This is a genomic window from Fusobacterium sp. DD2 (genome assembly GCF_018205345.1).
Taxonomy (GTDB): Bacteria; Fusobacteriota; Fusobacteriia; order Fusobacteriales; family Fusobacteriaceae; genus Fusobacterium_A.
Window position 1 is genome coordinate 1 of sequence record NZ_JADRHM010000123.1, and the last position, 1,083, is coordinate 1,083.

Annotated in this window: 1 protein-coding gene; it reads right to left on the reverse strand. The window is 29.0% G+C overall.

The features are described from left to right. Positions 1-27: 27 nt before the first annotated feature. Entirely contained in the window at positions 28-711 is a 684-nt protein-coding gene (locus tag IX290_RS11375) for a GntR family transcriptional regulator (RefSeq protein ID WP_211493307.1), read from the reverse strand. Between the last annotated feature and the right edge of the window lie 372 nt (positions 712-1,083).

Here is a 1,083-nt window from a genome sequence, read left to right on the forward strand (position 1 = left end):
AAGTCCTAGGACTTCCCTTTAATTTTACTATTTAAAATAATGAGGATACTCAATAATAAATTCCTCTAATTTAGGATTTAATCTTGAAAAATGCTCCTGTAACACATCTTCAATATCCTCTCTTTTTTTCTCTTTAATAATATTGTAAATCTTCTTATGTCCATCAAGAACAAAAGTGTCCTTAATTTTTGAAGAAGAGTTTAACTGTCTCACTCTTAAATAATCATAAAAACCATTATAAGCCATATGGAATAGAGTTGCATAATCCACACCTTCAAAAATAGTTCTGTGAAACTCAATATCTAAATTATGAAATTCGATATAATCCCTTATTGTGTCAAGAATATACTCCTGTCTCTTTAAGATACCTTCCAATCTTTCAAGATACTCTTGTGGAAACTCATCACATGCAAGTTCAAGCATTTTTGTCTCAAGACATACTCGCATCATACGTCCATCTTTAAATCTTTTCTTATCAATCTTACTTACACACGTTCCACTGTGAGGTAATGTTTCTACAAGTCCCTCATGTTTCAACAGAATCATAGCCTCTCTTATTGGAGTTCTACTCATTCTAAGTTTAGTTTGAAGTTCTGGCTCTTTAAGCTCCTGACCAGGTTTCAAATCAAGTCTTAGAATATTCTGTTTCAATGTGTTGTAAGCATAAGTTAAGTTTGTCTTTCCCATAATATCATCATATATTTTTAACATAACCTCTCTCCTTATCTCTCACTATGGTTATTCTAATATTCTAAACAAAAAATGTCAATAATGCAATGTAGATTTTTTTCAAAATAGATATTGAAGATAAAAAATCTCATAAGATGGATTTTATGCCAGAATTAATTAGAAATTCAGAAGGAATCTTTATATAGATACTCTTTCTTATTACAGTATACCATATGATGAGATAAAAACAGAAGTCTATAATATAGGAACTTTGGTTTATTTTCTTATCTCAACCTTTGAAGTTCAGAAAAAACCTCTTTAAAAATATAAAAACTCTCTCACTTATTAAATAGTATTAAATTTATCTTAAATAATCTTAAAGAACAAAGTGAACTACTCACTACCTATAGAGGT